17 protein-coding genes and 1 tRNA gene are annotated in these 19,149 nt (G+C 72.3%); 5 read left to right on the top strand and 13 right to left on the bottom strand.

Annotated elements, in window-relative coordinates; genetic code table 11:
• Window positions 1-11: 11 nt before the first annotated feature.
• The 3 genes from ACVW2K_RS12895 to ACVW2K_RS12885 all read right to left on the bottom strand — a co-directional run bounded on the left by ACVW2K_RS12895 (window position 12) and on the right by ACVW2K_RS12885 (window position 3,482).
• A complete protein-coding gene (locus ACVW2K_RS12895; protein ID WP_051549044.1) occupies window positions 12-716 on the bottom strand; it encodes a zinc ribbon domain-containing protein in 705 nt (234 codons plus the stop codon).
• Window positions 717-788: 72 nt separating this feature from the next.
• A complete protein-coding gene (locus ACVW2K_RS12890) occupies window positions 789-1,907 on the bottom strand; it encodes a Nif3-like dinuclear metal center hexameric protein (RefSeq protein WP_457202782.1) in 1,119 nt (372 codons plus the stop codon).
• 30 nt (window positions 1,908-1,937) lie between these two features.
• Window positions 1,938-3,482, bottom strand: coding sequence for an AMP-binding protein (locus ACVW2K_RS12885; RefSeq protein ID WP_028636948.1), 1,545 nt, complete (start codon window positions 3,480-3,482; stop codon window positions 1,938-1,940).
• A gap of 52 nt (window positions 3,483-3,534) precedes the next feature.
• Here ACVW2K_RS12885 and ACVW2K_RS12880 point away from each other — a divergent pair, with 52 nt between their 5' ends.
• Window positions 3,535-4,602, top strand: a complete 1,068-nt coding sequence (locus ACVW2K_RS12880; protein WP_028636949.1) for a baeRF2 domain-containing protein — start codon at window positions 3,535-3,537, stop codon at window positions 4,600-4,602.
• Window positions 4,603-4,605: 3 nt separating this feature from the next.
• Here the strand turns inward: ACVW2K_RS12880 and ACVW2K_RS12875 are convergent, their stop codons facing one another.
• Complete coding sequence (locus tag ACVW2K_RS12875; RefSeq protein WP_028636950.1) at window positions 4,606-4,962, bottom strand: hypothetical protein; 357 nt, start codon at window positions 4,960-4,962, stop codon at window positions 4,606-4,608.
• Between the two features lie 92 nt (window positions 4,963-5,054).
• Between ACVW2K_RS12875 and ACVW2K_RS12870 the strand changes: the two genes are divergently transcribed.
• Genes ACVW2K_RS12870 through ACVW2K_RS12860 form a run of 3 tightly spaced genes read left to right on the top strand, consistent with a single transcriptional unit; the run spans window position 5,055 to window position 7,439 of the window.
• Window positions 5,055-5,414 (top strand): hypothetical protein, encoded by a 360-nt coding sequence (locus ACVW2K_RS12870; RefSeq protein ID WP_231496166.1) that lies wholly within the window; start codon window positions 5,055-5,057, stop codon window positions 5,412-5,414.
• A complete protein-coding gene (locus tag ACVW2K_RS12865) occupies window positions 5,401-6,786 on the top strand; it encodes an ATP-binding protein (protein WP_457202781.1) in 1,386 nt (461 codons plus the stop codon). The genes ACVW2K_RS12870 and ACVW2K_RS12865 overlap by 14 nt, the downstream gene beginning before the upstream one ends.
• A complete protein-coding gene (locus ACVW2K_RS12860; protein ID WP_028636953.1) occupies window positions 6,771-7,439 on the top strand; it encodes a response regulator transcription factor in 669 nt (222 codons plus the stop codon). The genes ACVW2K_RS12865 and ACVW2K_RS12860 overlap by 16 nt, the downstream gene beginning before the upstream one ends.
• Window positions 7,440-7,464: 25 nt before the next feature.
• Here the strand turns inward: ACVW2K_RS12860 and ACVW2K_RS12855 are convergent, their stop codons facing one another.
• From ACVW2K_RS12855 to ACVW2K_RS12835, 5 genes are all read right to left on the bottom strand, one after another.
• On the bottom strand, window positions 7,465-8,064 hold the full coding sequence (locus ACVW2K_RS12855; RefSeq protein ID WP_457202780.1) for a hypothetical protein: 600 nt from the start codon (window positions 8,062-8,064) through the stop codon (window positions 7,465-7,467).
• Between the two features lie 367 nt (window positions 8,065-8,431).
• Window positions 8,432-9,358, bottom strand: coding sequence for a lysophospholipid acyltransferase family protein (locus ACVW2K_RS12850; RefSeq protein ID WP_457202779.1), 927 nt, complete (start codon window positions 9,356-9,358; stop codon window positions 8,432-8,434).
• Window positions 9,355-10,938, bottom strand: coding sequence for a lactate racemase domain-containing protein (locus ACVW2K_RS12845; RefSeq protein WP_028636956.1), 1,584 nt, complete (start codon window positions 10,936-10,938; stop codon window positions 9,355-9,357). Before ACVW2K_RS12845 ends, ACVW2K_RS12850 begins: the two co-directional genes overlap by 4 nt.
• A complete protein-coding gene (locus ACVW2K_RS12840; protein WP_457204067.1) occupies window positions 10,935-12,122 on the bottom strand; it encodes a zinc-dependent alcohol dehydrogenase in 1,188 nt (395 codons plus the stop codon). Before ACVW2K_RS12840 ends, ACVW2K_RS12845 begins: the two co-directional genes overlap by 4 nt.
• Window positions 12,122-14,359: an HAD-IB family hydrolase gene (locus tag ACVW2K_RS12835; RefSeq protein WP_457202778.1), complete on the bottom strand. Its 2,238-nt coding sequence runs from the start codon at window positions 14,357-14,359 to the stop codon at window positions 12,122-12,124. Before ACVW2K_RS12835 ends, ACVW2K_RS12840 begins: the two co-directional genes overlap by 1 nt.
• Window positions 14,360-14,525: 166 nt before the next feature.
• Between ACVW2K_RS12835 and ACVW2K_RS12830 the strand changes: the two genes are divergently transcribed.
• Complete coding sequence (locus tag ACVW2K_RS12830) at window positions 14,526-16,874, top strand: ATP-binding protein (protein ID WP_457202777.1); 2,349 nt, start codon at window positions 14,526-14,528, stop codon at window positions 16,872-16,874.
• Window positions 16,875-16,924: 50 nt separating this feature from the next.
• On the opposite strand, the gene ACVW2K_RS12825 is transcribed toward ACVW2K_RS12830, so the two are convergent.
• From ACVW2K_RS12825 to ACVW2K_RS12810, 4 genes are all read right to left on the bottom strand, one after another.
• Entirely contained in the window at window positions 16,925-17,848 is a 924-nt protein-coding gene (locus ACVW2K_RS12825) for a hypothetical protein (RefSeq protein ID WP_457202776.1), read from the bottom strand.
• A gap of 191 nt (window positions 17,849-18,039) precedes the next feature.
• A tRNA-Val gene (locus tag ACVW2K_RS12820) sits at window positions 18,040-18,114 on the bottom strand.
• A 200-nt stretch (window positions 18,115-18,314) separates the two neighbouring features.
• Window positions 18,315-18,779: a peroxiredoxin gene (locus ACVW2K_RS12815; protein ID WP_028636974.1), complete on the bottom strand. Its 465-nt coding sequence runs from the start codon at window positions 18,777-18,779 to the stop codon at window positions 18,315-18,317.
• Between the two features lie 55 nt (window positions 18,780-18,834).
• Window positions 18,835-19,068: an AMP-binding enzyme gene (locus ACVW2K_RS12810; protein WP_457204066.1), complete on the bottom strand. Its 234-nt coding sequence runs from the start codon at window positions 19,066-19,068 to the stop codon at window positions 18,835-18,837.
• Window positions 19,069-19,149: the final 81 nt, after the last annotated feature.

Raw genomic sequence — 19,149 nt, 5'->3', positions numbered from 1 at the left:
GCGAGCGGGCGTCACAGCCCGGACTCGGCGGTGCGCACCAGGATCCGCTGGCACTCCTCGCAGCGGACCACCTCGTCCTCCGCCAGCCCGCGGATCCGGCCGAGCTCGGACGCGTCGATGCTGAGCCGGCAGCCGGTGCACTGGCGGGCGCGCAGCTCCGCGGCACCCACGCCGCCCTTCTGCTCGCGCAGCCGGTCGTAGAGAGCGAGCAGGTCGGCGGGCAGTCCGTCGACGGCCGGGCCGCGCTCGGCGCTCACCCTGGCCAGCTCCTCGTCGAGGCCCGCCAGCTTCTCGTCGCGGGTCGCCGAGAGGGCGGCGATCTGCTCGTCCGCCTCGGCGACCATCGCCTCGAGCTTGGTGAGCTCGGCCTGTGCCTCCTCGAGCTTCTCCATCAGGTCCAGCTCGTCGTCCTCGAGGCTGGAGATCCGCCGCTCGAGCGACTCGAGCTCGTGCTGCATCCGCTCCAGGTCCTTGGGGTTGGACACCAGGCCCTGGTCCATCCGGTCCCGGTCACGGGTGCGCCGGGCGCGGACGGCCTCGACGTCGACGTCCACCTTCTGCTGCTCGACGGCAAGGTCGTCGACCACGATCCGTGCGTCGCGGGCCAGGTTCTCCACGTCGGTGCGCTTGCCCTGCAGCGTGGCGATCTCGTTGATCTCCGGCAGCGTGGCCCGCTGGTGCCGCAGCTGGTCGGCGCGGGCGTCGAGCTCCTGCACGTCGAGGAGCTTCAATTGGGCGGCGGGATCGGCTTTCAGCGGGTTCTCCTCGGGGTGGGTTCGTGCGGTCGTTCAGAGTCGGAACGTCCAGGGATCGGTGCGGAGCGTGCTCACGCGCGTCTCCACCGTATCGCCCAGCGCCGAACGCAGCCGCGCCTCCACCACCGGCAGCCAGGTCCACTCCGCCGCCCAGTGGGCGACGTCGACGAGCGCCGGCCCGTCCCGCTCGACGAACTCGCTCGCCGGGTGGTGGCGCAGGTCGCTGGTCAGGTACACGTCCGCGTCGGTCCCCGCCATCGTGTCGAGGAGGAAGTCGCCCGCTCCCCCGCAGACCGCGACCCGCCGCACCGGCCGGTCCCGACTGCCCGCCACCCGCACGCCGTGCGCCGTCTCGGGCAGCGCCCCCGCGACGCGTGCGGCGAACTCGCGCAGCGTGGTCGGAGCCAGGTTGCCGACCCGGCCGGTGCCGGTCTCGGCGAGCCCGGCGCCGGCGAGCTCGACCACGTCGTACGCCGGCTCCTCGTACGGGTGGGCGGCGAGCATCGCCGCGACGACGTGCGCGCGCAGCGTCCGCGGCAGCACCACCTCGACGCGCTCCTCGGCGACGGTCTCGATCTCGTCCACTGCGCCGATCGCGGGGCTGGCGCCGTCCAACGGGCGGAACCGGCCCTGCCCGGGGGTCGAGAACGACGCATGGTCGTAGTCGCCGATCCGTCCCGCGCCGGCCGAGGCGAGCACGTCGCGAAGCCGGTCCGCGGACGCCACCGGGACGTACACGGTGAGCTTGTCGCGCGGGCCCTCGGGCGCCGGCAGGATCGGCTCGAGGTCGCTCAGGCCGAGCGCCAGCGCGAGGGACTCGGACACCCCCGAGGCCGCCTGGTCGGCGTTCGTGTGCGCGGTGAGCAGTGCGCAGTCGGCACCGGCGAGCGTGGCGAGCGTGCGGCCCTTCGGGGTGGTCGCGGCGAAGCCGTGCACCGGCTTGAGGAACAGCGGGTGGTGGACGACCAGCAGGTCCGCGCCCCAGTCGGCGGCCTCGCGGGCGACGGGCAGGACCGGGTCGACGGCGAACAGCACCTTGTCGACGCGCGCGCCCGGGTGCCCGTGGACCAGGCCGACGGCGTCCCAGGAGTCCGCGGTCGCGGGCGGGTACCACCCGTGCAGCAGGTCGACGACGTCCTTGAGCGCGGGCATGGGCGTCAGGCTACGGCCAGTCGACGCTGGCTAGTTGACCTGGCGCTCGTAACCCTTCCAGTACTGCTCGCGCAGCTTGAACTTCTGGAGCTTGCCGGTCGCGGTGCGGGCCAGCTCCTCGCGGAACTCCACTGTCGTGGGCGCCTTGTAGCCGGCCGCCTTGTCCTTGCACCAGGCGATCAGCTCGGCCTCGGTCGCCTCCTGTCCCTCGGCGAGCACGACGAGCGCCTTGATGGTCTCGCCCCACTTCTCGCTGGGCACGCCGATCACGGCGACCTCGGCGACGGCGGGGTGGGAGAACAGCACGTCCTCGACCTCGATCGAGGAGACGTTCTCGCCGCCGGTGATGATGACGTCCTTCTTGCGGTCCGAGATCGTCAGGTAGCCGTCGTCGCCGATCGTGCCGCCGTCGCCGGTGTGGAACCAGCCACCGGCCAGCGCCCGCTCGGTCTCCTCCGGCTGCTGCCAGTAGCCCTCGAGCACGACGTTGGACCGGGCGAGCACCTCGCCGGCACTCTCCTGGTCCTCGGAGATCGCCAGCCGGACGCCGAGCGCGGGCGCGCCGGCCCGGGTCAGCCTCGTCGCCCGTTCCATCGGCTCGAGGTCGTCCCACTCGGCGCGCGACCGGTTGATCGTCAGCAGCGGCGAGGTCTCGGTGAGCCCGTAGATCTGGATGAACTCCCAGCCGAGCTCCTCCTCGACGCGCGCGACGGTCTTCGTCGGCGGCGGAGCCCCGGCCATGATGATGCGGACCCGGTCGCGGCCCGGGATCGGACCCTCCCACGACTGCGCGGCCTCGAGGACCGCGGCGGCGACCGCGGGGGCGGCGCACATGACGGTGACGCCGTGCTGCTCGACACGACGCAGGATCTCGGCGCCGTCGATCTTGCGGATCACCACCTGCTTCACGCCGAGCCCGGTCATCGCGAACGGCATCCCCCAGCCGTTGGCGTGGAACATCGGCAGCGTGTGCAGGTAGACGTCGCGGTCGGTGACCGCGGTGTGCATCGCGAACGTCACCGCGTTGACCCAGATGTTGCGGTGCGTGATCTGCACGCCCTTGGGGCGCGCGGTGGTCCCGGAGGTGTAGTTGATGCAGGCGGTGGCGTTCTCGTCCGGCTCCCACGGGCGCGGCTCGGCGTCCTCCGGCACGTCCAGGCTGGCCTCGTCGCCGAGCACGTACTTGAACTCGGCGTCGACGCCCTTCAGGGAGTCCTCGAGCTCCGGGTCGACCAGCAGCATCCGGGCGCCGGAGTGCTCGACGATGTACGCCACCTCGTCGGGACGGAGCCGGAAGTTCACGGGCACGAGCACCCGGCCGGACCCGCAGACGCCGAAGAACGAGGTCAGCAGCCGCGCGCTGTTGTGGCTGACGATCGCGACCCGGTCTCCGACCTCGAGGCCGAGCTTGTCGAGCATCGCCGCCTGCCGTCGCGCACGGGCTCCCACCTGCGCGTAGGTGAGCTCGCCGAGAGAGGGTGCGGGCTGGTCCGGCTCGTCGACGACACCGACCCGCTCGCCGTACACCTGCACCGCGCGGTCGAGGAAGTCCGAGACGCTGAACGGGACGATCATGGGGCCACTGTAGGCCCGTTTTCGGCAGTCCGTTTCGGGAAACCGGGCCCGCATGGACACCTCGACGCTGAGTGAGCTCTTCCAGTCCAGCGGCCCGTTCGCCACGGCGTTCGTCGACGTCGGACACGAGAACGAGAACGGCGAGCACGAGCACGAACTGCGGGTGCGCGCGGCCTGTGAGCAGCTCCGCGACCAGGGTGCGGACGACAAGGTCGTCGCCCTCGTCGCCGAGCGGCTCGGCGAGCTCCCTGCCCAGCCGTCTCCGGTGGCGAGGGTGGTCGTCGCCAACGCGGACGGCGTCGGGTACGACGAGCTCGCGAGCACCCGGGTCGACGTACCGACCGCGACGTGGGCGCCGCTGCCGGACCTCGCCCGGTGGATCGAGCACCGGGACAGCGCCGTGACGTTCGTGCTCGCGCTCGTCGACCACGAGGGCGGCGACGTGGCGCTCTACAGCTCCGACGTACCGGCCGCCGAGGAGGAGGCATCGGTCGGTGGTGAGGAGAGGTTCGTGCACCAGGTGCCGGTGGGCGGGTGGTCGGCGCTGCGGTACCAACGCAACACCGAGAACGTCTGGGCCCGCAACGCCGAGGCCGTCGTCGACGAGGTCGTCGGACACGTGCGCCGCGGGCACCGGCTGGTCCTGCTGGCCGGGGACCCGCAGTCACGCGGGCTGGTCCGCGACAAGCTGGCCGGCACGGAGGCGGAGCTGGTCGAGCTCGAGACCGGCTCGCGCGCCGACGACGGCGGTGACGACGCGCAGGCCCAGGCCGTCCGCGAGGCGCTGCTGGAGCAGGTCGTGACCCGGCGGCTCGGGCGCGTGCACGAGCTCCGCGAGCGGCTGGGCCGCGGCGAAGGGGCCGTCGCCGGCATCGACGACGTCACGGAGGCGTTCGTCCGTGGACAGGTCGACACCCTGCTCATCGATCCCGCGGCCGCGGCCGAGCAGGAGATCGACCCCCGGACGTACCGTGGCCTGTCGATCGGCACGCAGGAGACGGTTCGCGCCGACCTCGCGTTGGTCGCCGCCGCCGTCCTCACCTCCGCGAGCGTGACCGTCGCGGGCCGGACGGCCCTCGGCAACCAGCCGGTCGCCGCCCTGCTCCGCTGGGACCAGTGACCCTCAGCCGCGCGGCTGAGCAGGGTTGGTCGGGTCACCGTGCGAGGGCGGGTTGACCGGGTCACCCTCGGTCTGCGGCGACACCGGGGACCCGGTCGGCGGGGCGTGCTGCACCTCCGGCGTCTCCGCGAGCGGGTCGGCGCCGGTCGGCTCGGCGTCTCCGGAACGGAGCCCCTCGAGCCGGCGCTCGAGCACGTTGACGGCCGGCAGCCGGTCGCCGTGCTCGCGCTCGTAGGCGAGCAGCGCGGCCACGCCCTCGGCGTCGAGGGCACGGATCCGGCCCTCGAGCGAGCCGATCGGGAGATGGTCGTAGTCGGGCAGGGGCAGCTGGTCGTGGTGTGGTGCGCTCTGGTCGGTCACGCCGCGGCCGGTACCCCACCGGACGACGAGCATGAGAGTGCTCTCATCCGGCTCTCACGATCGCCCCACCATCGGCGAGGATGGTCGGTGTCATGAGCACCGTGTGGAAGGTCCTGGTCGGACTCGCGCTCGTCGTACCCATGGCGGCGTACGTCGCCGGCTCCCTCGCGGCGTCGGCCTCCGACGACCCGGCGCCACGCCACACCATCACGATCCGGGAGGCCCACCCCACCCGGTCGGCGTCTCCCTCGCCGTCGCCGACCCCCTCGCAGTCGAGCGAGCCAGAGGTGATCACGCCGAGCTACGACGACCTCGACGACGACCACGGTGGGGACCACCACGGCGGCGACGACCACTCCGGCAGCGACAACGGCGGCAGCGACAACGGCGGCAGCGACGACCACAGCGGCGACGACCACTCCGGCCACGGGCGCGGTGGTGGTGAGGACTAGCCCGTCGGTCCGGGTCCGGATCACCGCGACCGTCGCGCTGCTGGTGCTCGCGGGCCTGGTGGTGGCGGGCGTGGTCGTCTACACGATCGAGTCGCGGCGGCTGGACCAGCAGGTCCAGGCGCAGGCGGACGGCGAGTTCGCCGAGCTGCGGGCGATCCAGGACGAGGGCACGTTCGCGGCACCCGAGGCGCTGGTCCGCCAGTTCATGGCGACGAACCTGCCCGACGACGACGAGCTGCTGATCGGCTGGTGGGACGACCACGTCGGGGCGCAGTCGCCGAAGTGGGACGCGATCAGCCGCAGCGCCTGGCTCGCCGACGCGGTGCGCCCGCTGCTCGCGACCAACGGCAGCACCCGGCTCGACTCGGACTTCGGCGAGCTGCAGATCGGCGTGCAGAGCGTCCGCCAGGGCGATCGGGTCGGCGCGCTCGTCGTCGTGACGTTCCTCGACCGTGCGCGGTCGGGGCTGCACGAGACGATGCGCACCTATGCGATCGTGGCGGCGCTGGCCCTGCTGCTGGTGACCGCGATGGCGGCGTGGGTGTCGGGGCGGCTGCTCTCGCCGCTGCGGACCCTGCGGGAGACCGCCGACGAGATCTCCGAGACCGACCTGTCCCAGCGGCTTCCGGTGACGGGGAACGACGACATCACCGCTCTCACCCGCACGTTCAACGGGATGCTGGGCCGGCTCGAGGCGGCGTTCGTCGGTCAGCGACAGTTCCTCGACGACGCCGGGCACGAGCTCAAGACACCGCTGACGGTGCTGCGCGGCCACCTCGAGCTCCTCGACCCGGACGACCCCAAGGAGATCACGGCGACCCGCGAGCTGCTGCTCGACGAGACCGACCGGATGGCCCGGCTGGTGGGCGACCTGATCCTGCTCGCGAAGAGCGACCGGCCCGACTTCCTGCGGCTCCGTGAGGTCGACCTCGAGACGCTGACCCGCGACCTGGTCACCAAGGCGCGCGGCCTCGGCGACCGGGAGTGGGTGCTGGACGAGGTGGCCGCGCACAAGCTGGTCGCCGACGAGCAGCGACTCACCCAGGCAGTGCTCCAGCTGGCCGACAACGCCGTCAAGCACACCAGGGACGGGGACCAGGTCGCCATCGGCTCGTCGTACGGCGAGGGCGTGAGCCGGCTGTGGGTGCGTGACGCCGGGCCCGGTGTACCGCCGCCAGATCGTCAGCGGATCTTTGAACGATTCGGACGCGCCGCCGTACCTCCTGGTGACGAGGGCTTCGGCCTCGGCCTGTCGATCGTCGGCGCCATCGCCCGTGCCCACGGCGGCAGCGTCGCCGTCGAGGACGCCGAGCCGCGGGGGGCCCGGTTCGTGATCACGCTGCCGGAGGAGGACGAGTGGCCCGGATCCTGATCGTGGAGGACGAGGAGCGGATCGCGTCCTTCGTCGCCAAGGGGCTGCGTGCCGAGGGGCACCTGACCAGGACCGTGGCCGACGGCCGGGAGGGGCTCGACCACGCGCTGAGCGGCGACTTCGACCTGGTGGTGCTGGACATCGGGCTGCCGACGATGGACGGGTTCGCGGTGCTCGAGCACCTGCGGGCGCAGGGCTCCCGAGTCCCGGTGATCGTGCTGACCGCGCGGGACTCGGTGGGCGACACGGTCTCGGCCCTGGAGGGCGGCGCGGACGACTACATGCCCAAGCCGTTCCGCTTCGCGGAGCTGGTCGCGCGGGTGCGGCTGCGGCTGCGGCAGGACCAGCGGGTCACCGTGCCGCGCGAGGACGTCATCGAGTCCGGCGGCGTACGCCTCGACGTACGGACCCGGCGCGCCGTGGTCGGCCAGCGCGAGGTGGACCTGTCCGCGCGCGAGTTCGCGCTCGCGGAGATCTTCATGGTCAACGCGGGCCAGGTGCTCTCCCGCGAACAGCTCCTCGACCACGTGTGGGGCATGGACTTCGACCCCGGCTCGAACGTCGTCGACGTCTACGTCGGGTACCTGCGCCGGAAGTTCGGGCCCGAGGCGATCGCGACGGTGCGCGGGATGGGCTACCGGTTCAACCGGTAGCCCCTCCCGCGCTCCTGTCGTCGGGTCAGTCGTCGTCGCCGTGGTCGTCGCCGCCGCCGTGACCGCTGTGGTCGCCGTGGTCGTCGCCGTGCTCGTCGTGACCGCTGTGGCTGTTGTCGTCGCCGGCGTCGTGGCCGGCGGGGTCGTCAGCGCCCTGGCCCTGGTCGTCGCCGTGGTCGTCGCCGACGTCGTGGCTGGCCGGGTCGTCAGCGCCTTGGCCCTGGTCGTCGCCGTGGTCGTCGCCGACGTCGTGGCCGGCCGGGTCGTCGGCGCCCTGGCCCTGGTCGTCGCCGTGGTCGTCGCCGACGTCGTGGCCGGCCGGGTCGTCGGCGCCCTGGCCCTGGTCGTCGCCGTGGTCGTCGCCGAGGTCGTGGCCGGCCGGGTCGTCGTTCCCGTGGCGACCGTGGTCGTCCCCAGCGTCGTGGCCGGCGGGGTCGTCAGCCCCGTGACCGTGGTGCTGGCCGTGGTGGTGCCCGTGGTGGTGACGGTGGTGCTGGCCGGGGGCCTGGTCGTGGCCGGCCGGGTCGTCGGACCCGTGGTCGGCGAGCGCCGGGGCGCCCCACGCGATCAGCGCAGCAGTGGCGAGTCCGGCCGCCCCGAGGGTGGTGGTCTTGAGCGTCGTCATCATGAAGTCCTCTCGTTGGCTTGCGTGAGGACGACGTTGCCGGGGCCCGGTGAGGTGGCCATGAGGTGCCGGTGAGAGTGCTCTCACGCGGTCGTTGCTGCCGTCCCAGGCACCCGGCCCGCGAGGCGTCCACAGGCGCCCGCTGGTGGCCCGGTTCGCGTCCCCATCCCCGCGGTTGGTGACCAAACCGCAGGCTCAGAGCGACCCAGAGCGACCCGGCGGTGCGTGAGCCACCTTTTGCGGCAACGAAACGGTGGCTATCCCACCGCCGGCCCGGAGCACCCCGCGATTGGTCACGAACCGCACGCGATCGGCCCCGAAATCTGCGGTTGGTGACCAATCCGCACGCCGAACGAGCCAGCGGTGGTCAACGCCGCCAGGCGCGTAGCTTCCGCGCGGGCGCGTCGGGAGCCGGTGACTCGGACTGCTCCCACACCCGCCGCCACTGGGCGACCGAGGGGCCGGAGGGGTCGGGGGTCGAGCCGGAGGCGACCCGGCGACGGGCCTCCCACCACGTGGTGCGGTCCTCGTCGAGCAGGGCCGCGACGGCGTCCTTGATCCGGGGTGCGAACTCCCGCACGGACTCGTCGGCCCCGCAGACGAGGGGCTCGCCGAACCGGATGGTCAGCTGTCGCCGCCCGGGGGAAGGCCAGCCCTGGCCGCGTGGCATCGCCGCGAACGTCCCGCGGTGCGCGACGGGCACGACAGGTACGCCGTGCTCCTTGGCCAGGAACGCCGCGCCCATCCGGAACTTGCCCATCCACCCGTCGTTCGAGCGGGTGCCCTCGGGATAGATCACCAGGCTCCAGCCGTCGGCGAGCACCTCGCCGGGCGTGGCCGCGAGGGAGCCGCCGCGCCGGTCGATCGGGAAGGTGTTGAACAGCAGCACCGAGCCGACCGCCCGCCACCAGGTGTCGAAGAAGTAGTCGGCCGCGGCCGCCACCGCCGTACGCCGGCGCCAGTCGTCCGGCAGCGAGAGGAGCACGAGCGGGGTGTCGAGGTGGGAGACGTGGTTGGCGACGAAGATCACCGGGCCGTCGATGCGATCGAGCACGTCGAGCCCCTCGACCCGGGTCCGCACCTGCGAGCGGAACAGCGGCTCGAGGCCGACCTTCTGGGCGACCTCGCGCGCGGCCATCGCGGGGCGTCGCCGCGACCAGTCCGTGCGGAACACCGTCGACCGCGCCGCGGGCACCCACTCCTCGGCGGAGCGCGGGACCTGCGGACGCCGCCCCCAGCGCCAGCCGCGGGACACGAGCCGGACGTCCTCGACGGAGGAGCGGACGAAGCTCATCGCACGTCCGCCAGCAGGTGGGGCGGGTTGTGCAGGTAGGTGATCGACGGGGACGTGCCGACCGTGCCCGACGCCATCTCGAGGGCGTCCGCGAGCGTCGTGGCGGCCCGGAAGCCGAGCCGCGACGCCACCCGCCGGTCCGCGCCCACCCAGATCACCTCGTCGACGTGGTCCATCGCGTGCGCCGCCCAGTACCACATGTAGAACGGGTGGACGCCGTGGTAGGCGTGCGAGGTCCGGTAGAGGTGGATGTACCAGGGGTCCTCCGCGAACTGCTGCTCGTACTTCTCCCCGACCACCGCCGGGTCGGTCGACTCGGCGAGCACCTCCTCGTAGAAGTCCACGTACGACGGGTGGTGCAGCTGGTTGAAGCCCTCGTTCAGCGGGTGGTACAGGATCACCGCGCCGCCCTTCCGGACGACCGGCTGCCCCCGGTAGGAGTTGAAGTAGTAGCCGAGCCCCATGCAGGTCGCCAGGACCGGGTTCATCGACGAGTTCACGTTGTACGGCCCGAGGTACGGCACACCCATCACCAGCACGTCGGACTGGCCCTGCACCTCCACCAGGTGCTGCTGGTGGACCTTCTGCAGCGTCCGCTCGTGCACGGCCTCGACCTCGCCGGCGTTCACGCCGGTCAGCCCGTAGACCGAGCGCATGTCGTGGAACATCTTGTGCCGCAGCCGCTGGGGCGCCGCGGCCAGTCCGCGTCGTACGCCGAGCATCGACGCCTGGTCCTTGACCGACCACTCCCACTCGCGCTTCTGGAGGAAGTCGAACGGCTTCGGGAAGACGTCGTTGTTGAGCGTGGTCTCGATCTGGAAGACCTTGACGGTGTCCTTGATGACCCGCCCGATCCGCCACGCCGAGTGGTGCATCGCCGAGTGCTTGTGGTCCATGAAGGACCGCGACTGGACCATCGTCTTGGCGTTGTGGTGGTGGCGCAGCGACTTGTACGACGCCAGCCCGATGCCGACGGACTTGTGCCCGCCGTCCATCGCGACCAGGTTCACGTTGACGTAGACCAGCAGGTCGGACTCGGCGGCCCGCTTGCTGATCTCGATGTCCTCGCCCTTGTCGGTCGTGCCGAGGTGCGCGAGCGCGTCGCGGTCCTCCGCGTCGAAGTTGTAGAGGTCACCCTGCGGGTAGAACGAGCGGAACACCCGCTCCCCCACGATGTGCTTGAGCTCGGCGGCGGTCATCCGGCGGTGCAGCGCGTTGGCCGCGATCAGCTTGACGTCGTCGACGCCGGCCTCGGCCGCCATCGTGAGCACGTGCTCGATGATCCGGCCCCGGATGTCGGGTGCCTTCATCGTCGGCAGCGGCAGCGACAGGTCGTCGAAGGCGATCGTCAGCCGCATCCCGGCGAACAGCAGCTCGGGCAGCGGGTCCGAGTCGACCGGGTGCAGCAGGGCCTCGCGGATGGCCGCGTCGACATCCGGCACGGCGGGGATCGACTCCGGCGGGTACACGACCCGCGTCCCCAGGGGGAAGCCGTCCTCCAACCGGAAGCCGAGCCCCTCGTGCACGACGAGCGGCGGGGTGCGGTCGTCCACCTCGAGGACGAATCCGGGGCGACTCATGAGGAACTCCTCGGGTCGAAGGCGACTTTGACCGTGCCGAGGCGGCCGGCCGAGTGGGCGTGGTCGAGCGCTTCGCGCCAGCGGTGCAGCGGATAGCTGGCGACGGACTTGGCGAGCACCTGGACGGCGTCGGTGGCGACCAGCTCGGTCGCCCGCGCGAACGCGTCGTCGGAGCGCGCGGAGGCGTAGGTGCCGACGACCTCGAGCTCGCGGAACCAGGCAGCGGAGAGGTCGGCGGGGGCGGGCATCCCGGACAGCACGACCCGCCCGCCGGCCCGCGTGGCCTGGAGGGCGGTCTCGAGCGACTGCTTGCTGCCGACCGCGTCGACCGCGACGTCGACGCCGCCCAGGAGGTACGGCGAGGAGAACTGCGGCTCGAGCTGGAAGGCGCCGGTCGCCCGGCGGACCCGCCGGAGCACCTCGCCGGGCGCGACCACCTCGGTCGCGCCGAAGTCGCGGGCCAGCTCCCTCTGGTGCGGGTGCTTGGCGACCACGATGATCTCGCCGGCGTCCGTGAGCTCGCGCAGCGCGAGCGTCGCGAACAGCCCGACCGAGCCGGCGCCGCTGACCAGCACCCGGTCGCCGGCACCGACGCCCGCGCGCAGGGCCGTGTGGACCGCGCACGCGACGGGCTCGATCAGGATCGCCTGCTCGTCCGAGAAGCCCTCCGGGACCGGGTGGAGCTGGCTGCGGTGCGCGGCCAGCTGCTGCCCCCAGCCGCCCCCGGTGTCCTTGCAGAACCCGGTCTGCAGGCCGGGGGCCAGGTGCCCGACGGTGATCCGCTCGCAGCGGTTGGTGTGACCGGAGCTGCAGGCGGTGCACGGCTCGACGCCGCGGGCCGCGCAGGTCAGGACCGGGTCCACGACCACCCGGGTGCCCTTGGGCAGGTCCTCGCAGTCGTCGAGCAGCTCGGCGACCACCTCGTGGCCGGGGACGAACGGCAGTGACACGACTGCCGAGAAGTACAGGCTGGTGCGCCCGGAGAGCGCCCCGAGGTCGGAGCCGCAGATGCCGGAGAGCCGGGTCCGCAGCCGCGCCCAGCCGGGGCGGTCCGCTCGCGGCTCGTCGATGGTCACCAGCCGCAGCGGCGCCGCGAAGCCCGACAGCACGCCGGGCATCCGGCCACCGATCGCCTTCCCGGCCATGGTGCGCGACACCGACCGGAACATCTCGAGCGCCAGCATCATGCGCGGTCACCTGCCGGGTTGAGGGTGCGGGTGTGGGAGGTCGAGCTCGCCCAGTCCTCGATCGTCCACCGGTTCCTGCGGGCGTGCCGGTAGAGCGACACGTCCGGGCGTACGGCGACCGGCCGGCCGACAGCCTCCAGCAGCGGCAGGTCGGAGTGGGAGTCCGCATAGCCGTACGACGCCGCGAGGTCGATGCCGTGCTCCGCGGCGTACTGCCGCATCCACGCGGCCCGCGACTCCCCCACCAGCGGCGACGACCTGAGGTAGCCGGTGCACACGCCCTGGTCGTCGACGGCGAGCTCGGCGGCCTCGATGTGGTCGAAGAGCGGGCGCAGCGGCCGGGTCAGCGGCCGGATGGCGCCGGTGATCAGGACGGTGCGATGACCCGCGGCGCGGTGCTCCCGGACCTTGCGCACCGCGGCCGGCGACAGCCGGGTCAGGACGTGGTCGGTGAGGTGCTCGTCGGCGATCGCGTCGAGGTCGGCCAGCCGGGCGCCGTCGTACTCCCGGTAGACCGAGCGGAGGAACGCGCTGCGCTCGCGGCGTTCGGCCTGCACCAGCAGGGGCACCCTGGCCGCGACGCGGGCCAGCTCGGCGAACCGCTCGGAGCCGGACAGCTCGCGCAGCCGGAGCCAGAGGTAGGTCTCGATGACGTTGGAGGACAGCAGGGTGCCGTCCATGTCGAAGAAGGCCGCGACGTCGGGCTTCTCGACCAGGGCTCGCGGGGCCGTCGTGGCCGGTCGGCGCCGGGCGGCGCGGACCTCGTCGAGCCGGCGGATCGGCGCGGTGACGGCCGGGCAGTGGATGTCCTGGAGGTAGACCTTCCAGTCCACGACGGCGGTGTCGAAGGCGAACGCCTCCTGGTCGGCCGCCGAGAGCGACCGGTAGAGCGCGAGCGTGTTCGCGTCGGAGAACTGCAGCTCCGCCTGCGCGTACTCCTGGTAGAGCCCGAGGTAGCGGCGCAGGAACTCCAGGCGGCGGCCCTGCTGGTCGAGCTTGCGGGCCAGGTCGCGCGTCCGGTCGCTGCGCGGCGCGTGACCGATGACGTAGTCGGCCACCTTGAAGGCGCGCTCGCTGGTGCTGAGCAGCCGCTCCACCGTCTGCGACCCCGGGAAGCGCCACTCCGGCAGCCGGGTCGCGCCGCGGTCGCCGGAGACGAACGGGTGGGCGTCGAAGTAGGCGCGCACGTTCTGGTACAGCGTCCCGAAGGTCAGCGGGTTCCGGTCGCCCGACGACACGTGGAAGTAGTCCGGCCGGCCCGCCTCGGGCGGGTGCGCGAGGACCCCGACGATCGCGGCCACGACCTGGTCGACCGGGACGATGTCGACGATGGTGTCCGCCGCGCCGGGCATGTCCGGAAGCTCGCCCCGTCCGTAGGCGAGGATCAGCGGCTCGGCCATCTTGAAGCCCTCGATCCAGCCCGGGTACGGCTTCTCGAGGGCGGACTCGATGATGCTCGGGCGGACGATCGAGACCCGGTGGTCGACCGCGTACGCCTCGACGACCCGCTCCCCGAGCGCCTTGGTGAACGTGTAGCAGTCGGTCCAGCCGAGGCTGCGGGCCCGCTCGGTGCCGACCCGCACCAGCTCGGTCTTCACCCACTCCTTGCGCGCGGCCTCGGTCGCGGCGGCGGAGGTCAGCAGGCCGGCCCGGCTGTGGGTCTTCTCGGCCTTGCGGCGCTCGCGCTCGAGCACGAACGCGCTGCGGCTCTGGTGCTCGATCGAGCGTCGCTGCGACAGGCCCCACGCGAGCTCGGCCTCGAGGTCCACGTCGTGGTCGACCGGTGCCTCGGGGATCACGCCGCGGCGGCGACCGGCGACGTACGCCGTCGATATGTGCACGTAATGCGGATCGGTCCCGGTCTCCCGGATCCGCGCCAGGAGGTCGCGGGTGCCGACCACGTTGGTCCGGAAGCCCTCGTCCACCGGCGGGTCGAACGACACGTCGCCCGCGCAGTGGACGACCGCGTCCAGGTCGGGCGGCAGCGGCGGAACGTCGGTGAGGTCCCCGGACAGCACCTCGACCCGGCTGGCGGCGTCATCGAGCCCCTCGAAGACCGGCTTCTGGAGCAGCGTCGCGACGCGGGCCTCGGCCGTGGTCGAGCCCTTCGGGCGGACCAGCACCGTCAGGCGCGCGCGCGGGACCTCGGACAGGAGCAGCCGGAGCAGCGCCTCCCCCACGAAACCCGTGACGCCCGTGAGCAGAACGTGCTGTCCGTCGAGTCGATCGGCCACCGATGCACCCGTCACCCGCCGTAGTGTGCCCTGCCCGGCAGGTGACGGGCGAGTAACCCCCAGCTGGCGGGCAGCGGGCCGACCCCGCATCGCGCGTCGTCGCGGTGCGCCGGCGGCGGCTGGTCGCCGCCCTGGATACCCATTCCGGGCGTTGCGGGATGGTGCCGTGCCGTACCTACCATTGAGGATCATCACGCCGCCGAGGTACACGTCCTTCATCGGCCGACGGTCGCTCCTCACCGAGGTCAGGCAGCGGCTGGCGGAGTATCCCCTCGTGACGTTGACGGGCTGGGGCGGGATCGGGAAGACCCGGGTCGCGGCGCAGGTCGCCGAGGAAGGCGCTCGGACCTTCAGCGAGGGACTGTGGTGGGCCGAGCTGGACGCAGTCCCGGACGCCGACCTCGTGGTGCCGACGGTGGCCATGGCGATGGACCTCCGAGCCGAGTCCGCCGTGCCGCTGACCGAGCTGATCGCCGACCACGTCGCCGACCGGAGAGCGCTGCTGGTGCTCGACGGGTGCGAGCGGGAGCTGCCCGAGGTGGTGCGGCTGCTGGTCGCCCTGCGGGCGGAGTGCCGGAACCTCCGCGTCCTCGTCACCAGCCGCCAGACGCTCGGGATGGCGGGGGAGGTCGTGGTCCGCGTGCCTCCGCTGTCGGTGCCCGAGCCCGGGGCGCCGCTGACCGCGCGGACCGCCGGGCAGTACGAGTCCGTCCTGCTCTTCCTGGACCGGGCATCGCTCGTCGGCGCGGACTTCCGGCTCACCGACGAGAACGCGCCAGCCGTGGGAGAGCTGTGCCGCGCGCTCGAAGGCATCCCGCTGGCCATCGAGCTGGCGGCGGGACAGCTCGCCGCGCTGGCGCCCGGCGACATGCTGGTCCAGCTCGCGGACCACCTCGCCCTCCTCGACCAGGGGTACGCCGACGCGCCCCCACGACAGCGCTCCCTCGCAGCGTCCGCGGACTGGAGCTACGACCTGTGCAGTACCGCGGAACGCGCGCTGTGGTGCCGGATGTCGGTCTTCGCCGACGGCTACGACCTGCACGCGGTCCAAGCGGTCTGCGTCGACGACGACCTCGCGTCATCCGACGTGCCGGGCCTGGTCGCCTCCCTGGTCGACAAGTGCGTGGTCGCCGCGGCGCACAGCGACGACGGGGCGGTCCGGTACGCGATGCCGGCGTACCTCGCGGCCTACGGGTGGCGACGGCTCGTCGAGGACGGCACGCTCGGGCACTGGCGCGGCCGCCACGCCCACTGGATCGCGGAGCTGGCCGCCGGGTTCCGGTCGCTGTGGGTCGGGAGCCGGCAGGGCGCCCTCCTGCGCCAGGCGCGCCGTGAGCACGCGAACATCCGGGCGGCGCTCGAGTTCTGCAGCTCCGAGGACTCGCTGGCCGAGCTCGTGCTCACCATCGCCACCGACCTCGACGCCTTCTGGGTGACCACGGGGTTGGCGAACGAGGCACGGCACTGGCTGGAGATCGGCCTGGCCGGCCACCACGGCAAGCCGGCTCTGCGGGCCATGGCCATGGTGATGGCGGCACGGTTCGCGGGGCTCCAGAACGACCTGTCCGAGGCGCTGGACTGGCTCGGGCAGGCGGACGCGGAGGCAGAGGCCGCCGACGACGATCAGGCCCGGGGGCTGACCCAGGTGCTGCGCGCCATCCTTGCCACGTGGGACGGCGACGTCGACAGGGCCGTCGCCGCCGCGCGCTCATCCGTCGAGCTGCTGCGGGACGGGGACGACGCCGAGTTCCTGGCCCTGTTCGTCGAGGGACTGTGCCTGGGGATGGCCGGTGACCGGGAGGCCGCCGAGCGCGTGCACGAGGACGTGATCGCCCGGACGACCGAGCTGGGCGAGACGTTCCGCCGGTCGCTGGCGCTCGCCGGGCTCGCCGAGCTCGCGCTCGCCGATGGCAACCTGCCCCGCGCGACGGTGGACGCGAGTGAGGCACTGCGGATGAAGACCGAGCTCGACGACCGGATGGGCATCGGCGTGGTCCTGGACCTCCTGGCCCGGATCGCCCTCGAGGACGCCGACCTCGAACGGTCGGCGATCCTGCTCGGCGCGGCCCACGCGATCTGGAACGACATCGGGATGCGCGAGACCGGCAACCCGTTCTGCCAGGCGTCCTCGCCCTGGCGGGGGGTGCACGACGCGCGCCGCCGGATGGGGAAGGCGGAGTTCCGCCGGTCGTTCCGGCTCGGCGCGGAGATCTCCCGGGATCGCGTGATCCGATACGCGCTCACCGGCGAGCTCGGGCCGGAGACGCTCGAGGACGCGGCGGAGCCCTCACCGCTCACCAAGCGCGAGACCGAGGTCGCGGCCCTCGTGGCCGAAGGATTGTCGAACCGCGAGATCGCCGAGCGCCTGGTCGTCTCGGTCCGGACGGCGCAGGGACACGTCGAGAACATCCTGCGCAAGCTGGGGTTCACCTCGCGCACGATGATCGCGGCGTGGGCGACGCGGCAGACGGCGACGGACGGGAGCTACGCCGGTCACGGGCCGGCGGCAGGATGACGCCGCCGGCCGGTGGATGTCCCGCGACCCACCGGCCGGACGGCGTCGGATCAGCAGCCGCTGTCGTGCAGGGCGCGGCTGTCGGCCTTGGTCTTCACGAACTCGGCGAGCCGGTCGCCCTCGAGCGGGGCGTACTTGGTGCCGCCGTCGCTGTTCCAGGCGAGGCCGAACCACGCCTCCGGCGTGGACAGGATCGCCTCGCCGGCAGCCTTGATCGCGGCGGCGGTGAACCCGTTGTACTCACCGAGGCCGATCGGCTTGCTGCCGAAGCCCTGCTGGTCCATCCAGGTCGCCAGCAGCGGCACGGCCCGAGCGGGGAGCTTGGTGCCGGGAGCGGCGGCCGTGCCGGACTGGTAGGAGTCGACGGCCACGAAGTCCCACTGAATGAGCAGCGACTTGCTGGTGAAGCTCGTGAACTCCGCGACCTTGTTGTCGAGCAGCCATCCGTTGAGGATCGGGCCGACCTCGATCTTCGGCGTCGTGGACGACTTCATGATGTCGAGGAACTTCTGCGAGCCGGCGCGGAACTTGGCCGGGTCCATGTCGCCGGACGGCTCGTGCCAGAAGGTCACGGTCACGGGCACGTTGAGGCCGGCGAGGTAGCTGTGGGTGGCCTTGAGCCAGGAGTCGTAGCCGCCGTTGATCAGCGTGTCGACGCTCGGCACCTTGTAGGAGATGACCGGCATCTGGCGGGCGGCGACCGCCTGGGAGATGACCGAGGACTGGGCCCGGCCGTCCGACTGCAGATTGGCGAAGACGCGACGGGCGGACACGCCGCACGCGCCGACCTCGGAGATCCGCTGGCTCCACATCCCGGCCGGGGCGGACATGCCGATGACCTTCGGCGCAGGCGCGGTGGTGGTGGCAGCCGTGCGGGGCGCCGGGGCGGCGTCGGCGGACAGTGCGGGGGTGGTCGTGATGAGGGCGGCGACGGCAGCGAGGCCGGCCAGCGCAGAAACGCGGGCGCGCTTCATGGACTACTCCTTCGGGGGTTCGGGGGATGGCGGCTCATCGGAGGCTGGGGAGTCATCACGAGCCGCTCGGAACGAGGGCATGACGCAGCACTGGGTGAGCCGAGACGACACTGACAGGGACCCAACCGGCCCCACACCGTCCGAATGACGGGTATCGATACCCGTTCGCGGATCCGCGCGCCGACGGGCAGTGGTGGGCGCAGAGGGGATCGAACCCCCGACCACCTCCTTGTAAGGGAGGTGCTCTACCGCTGAGCTATACGCCCGAGGCTCCGAGCCGCGCGGTCGGAGCGGGGCACAGACTACGGCACCCGAGGAGCGGGAAATGAAGTTGAACCGCAGGCGTCTCGGGTCACCTGCGGCTCAACGAGGCCAACAGTAGAGGCGCCGTTCAAGGGCTGTCGCGGGTTCGATTGAAAACCGCAGGATTTCCGTCCGGCCGGTCTAGACCGGAGCGTGAAATGGGTCAGATCACGGCCGTCAGCTGCTGCAGGTGCTCGTCCAGGTCGCGGCCCTCGGGCATCGCGTTGTGGGCCGCCCAGCGGACCTTGCCGTCCCGGTCGACGACGTACGACGAGCGCCTCGGGCAGCCCCGCTGGTCGTCGAAGACGTCGTAGGCCCGGGCGACCTCGCCGTGCGGCCAGAAGTCGGAGAGCAGGGGGAAGTTCAGGCCGTCCTGGTCGGCGAACGCGCGCAGTGCGTAGACCGGGTCGCACGAGATCCCGAGCACCTCGGTGTCGAAGGTCAGGAAGTCCGCGAGCCGGTCGCGGATGCCGGCCATCTCGCCGGTGCAGACCCCGGAGAAGGCGTACGGGTAGAAGAGGATGGCCACCGCCTTCTTCCCGCGGTACGACGACAGCGTGACGTCCTGGCCGAACTGGTCGCGCAGCGTGAAGTCGGGGGCTGCTCCGCCGAGCTCGAGACCGGTCATGCGACCAGTCTTCCACCCGGCACGGACAGCGCCCCACCCGGCAGGAGGTGGGCGGTCAGTCGGTGTCGAGCTCCCGCTTGAGCACCTTGCCGGTGGCGTTGCGCGGCAGCTCGTCGAGGAACAAGATCTCGCGCGGCACCTTGTACCGCGCCAGGTTCTCCTTCACGTGTCCCTTGAGCTCGTCCTCGGACACCTCGCTCGAGGTCACCACGAACGCCCGCAGCCGCTTGCCGAAGTCTGCGTCGTCGACGCCGACGGCCGCCACCTCGACCACGGCGGCGTGCCGCATCAGGCAGTCCTCGACCTCCTTCGGGAAGACGTTCTCCCCGCCGGACACGATCATCTCGTCGTCGCGGCCCTCGACGTGCAG

This window comes from Nocardioides sp. HB32 (assembly GCF_054058995.1).
The sequence above is the reverse complement of the archived record's forward strand: the minus strand, read 5'-3'. Positions and strand labels throughout refer to the sequence as shown.